Source organism: Paenibacillus sp. 01L418, assembly GCF_056400045.1.
Genome location: NZ_JBFTSN010000636.1, coordinates 1 through 2,714 on the forward strand (window position 1 = coordinate 1; position 2,714 = coordinate 2,714).

Sequence of the window (2,714 nt, forward strand, 5' to 3'; positions counted from 1 at the left end):
GAAGTGAAGTACCATCATGAATACAGCATTCAAATTCAGCTTGGGGCAATAACGCCAGTAGCAAGCTGGGACTCTGATTCATTTGGCTCTGTGGTGCCAAGAGAGACGTCAGAAGAAATTGAGAAAAAGAAAAAGGAACAAGAGGAAAAAGATAAGCTGGCTGGCAAAGATGCAACGGCTGCATTTAAAGATTTAGCAAACAACTGGGCGAAAGATGCCATTAATCGCGCATTGAAGCTAAACATCGTTCAGGGTTATCCGGATGGAAGCTTTAAACCGAATGCAACGGTCAATCGTGCAGAGTGGACGGTTATTCTCGGCAGAGCTCTGAAGCTGGAAGGCAAGAACGCTTCAACAGCTTTTGCAGATATGAAAAACATTCCTACTTGGGCACAGTCCTTTATCGAGCAAGCGGTAGCAGCAGGCATTATTAATGGCTATGAGGATCAGACATTCCGTCCAACGCAAAATGTAAACCGTACGGAAATTGCAGTCATGATCGTAAGAGCACTTCATTTGCCGCTGGAAGCAGCGGATTCGCTTAATTTTGCGGATGTAGCGGAAATTCCTTCCTACGCTAAGGCTTACATTGCTACGGCAGTGAAGTACGGATTAATTAAGGGACTGGATCAAAATCAGTTTGGAGCAACGAAGTCCGCAACAAGAGCTGAGGCGATTACTCTCGTTTTGCGTGCTGTCGATTATTTGGAAACGAAAGCAGCAGAACAAGAAGAGGCTAAAACGGCATAAGCAGCAGAAAGAAAGGAAGGACAAAGTTTGAAGCGGGTGATTTAAACAGATGGCATAGGAGGACCCTGATTAGCGGGTGTCCTCTGTGCTGTTTTTTTAAGGAGGTAAGAATGAAATGCGCTATCGATTTATGAAGGGGTTATCTCTGCTGTTACTTGCTGCGATGATGGCAGGCTGCGGAACGATTGGAGCGGGAAGCGGCTCGACAGCAGCGCCAACTGCTGCGCCGTCTACAAACTCTTTGGCAAAAGTAGCGGCTTCGGGCTCTGTATCCGAGGAGTCTAGCCAACGCATCGTGTCAACAACCGTAGCGATTACACAAATTATGGATGCGCTTGAGCTTGATTTAGTTGGTATACCGAAAAGTGTGAAAACGCTACCGGAGCGTTACACCAATATTACTAAAGTCGGAAATCCAATGAGTCCTGATATGGAAATGGTTAAATCCCTGAAGCCGACGGAGGTGCTGTCTGTCTCGACGCTGCAATATGAGCTGGAGCCTGTATTTGAGAGTGCAGGGTTAAAGGCTGATTTTCTGAATTTAACGAGTATCTCTAGCATGCAAGCTGAAATTACAGCGCTCGGAGAACGGTATGGGCGGGAAACTCAGGCTGCTGCAATCGTAAATGAACAGCAGGAAATGCTGGCTGCCATCACTCGGAATACAGAAGGAAGAGAAAAACCGACTGTGCTGATCCTGCTTGGTGTGCCCGGCAGTTATTTGGTTGCGACGGAGCACTCTTACATTGGAGATCTTGTTCGTTTGCTTGGGGGATTAAATATCGTGCAGGGCGAGCAGGTTGAATTTTTGGCTTCCAATACGGAATATTTGCAGAAGGCGAATCCGGATGTCATTTTGCGAGCAGCGCATGGCATGCCGGCTGAGGTAGTGAAAATGTTCGATGAAGAATTCAAAAAAAATGATATCTGGAAGCATTTTGAAGCGGTAAAGACGAGGCGTGTATATGATCTGGAAGAAACTTTATTTGGCACGACGGGCAATTTGGCTGTTGTCAAAGCACTAACCGCGCTCGCTCCAATGCTTTATCAGGATTATAAATAAGGATGTTTTTTCATGCCAAAAACAATATTCAGCTTCATCGCAATTACGCTGCTCCTTTTGGCAACCATCGTATACTCCATGACAACTGGAAGCATCAGCGTAGGATTTGTTGAACTCATGAAAGGGTTGCTTGGCTCGCCAAGTGAACAGGTGGAGGTTGTTCGCGACCTGCGGCTACCGCGTATAATCGTTGCTTTACTGACAGGGGCTGCGCTAGCCGTGTCTGGTGTACTGCTGCAAGCCGTAATGCGCAATCCGCTGGCGGACGCAGGTGTTATCGGCATTTCATCAGGAGCAGGCTTGGTTTCTTTGCTGCTCGTAACAATATTCCCGACATTGTTTTTTTGGATGCCGCTGTTTTCATTTGTTGGAGGAGCAATAGCTTGTCTATTGGTCTATTCGCTTTCGTGGCGCTCTGGACTCAGTCCGCTTCGGCTTATTCTGGTCGGTGTTGCAGTTAATGCTACATTTACAGGTTTGGGGCAGTCTTTTAATTATCGCGGCAGCTATGCGGTAACTAGCGTGAATCAAGCGATTTCCTCTATTTTTACAATGAAAACCTGGGATGATGTACATATATTGGCGCTGTATGGCGGTGTAGGCTTGTTACTCTCGATGCTGCTTGGCTCATGGTGCAATACGCTTGTTTTGCAGGATCGAACCGCTCAAAATCTTGGTATGTCTGTTATGAAAGTAAGGCTGCTCGTTTCGGTTGTTGCCGTGCTTTTGGCTTCTGTTGCAACAGCTATTGGCGGGTTAATCGTGTTTGTCGGCTTGCTCGTCCCACATATCGCGAGGCTGCTCATTGGCTCAGACCATAAAGTGCTGCTGCCTTTCTCTGCGATTGGCGGAGCATGGCTCATTTTGACTGCGGATACGCTTGGCCGTACTCTTTTAGCCC

3 protein-coding genes are annotated in these 2,714 nt (G+C 47.1%); all 3 read left to right on the forward strand.

What is annotated here, in order from left to right:
* The coding region (locus tag AC1DSE_RS33960) for an S-layer homology domain-containing protein (protein WP_477528978.1) at positions 1-750 on the forward strand (750 nt) is incomplete at its 5' end.
* A gap of 115 nt (positions 751-865) precedes the next feature.
* On the forward strand, positions 866-1,813 hold the full coding sequence (gene isdE, locus AC1DSE_RS33965; RefSeq protein ID WP_477511062.1) for a heme ABC transporter substrate-binding protein IsdE: 948 nt from the start codon (positions 866-868) through the stop codon (positions 1,811-1,813).
* A 12-nt stretch (positions 1,814-1,825) separates the two neighbouring features.
* The coding region (locus AC1DSE_RS33970) for a FecCD family ABC transporter permease (RefSeq protein ID WP_477528979.1) at positions 1,826-2,714 on the forward strand (889 nt) is incomplete at its 3' end.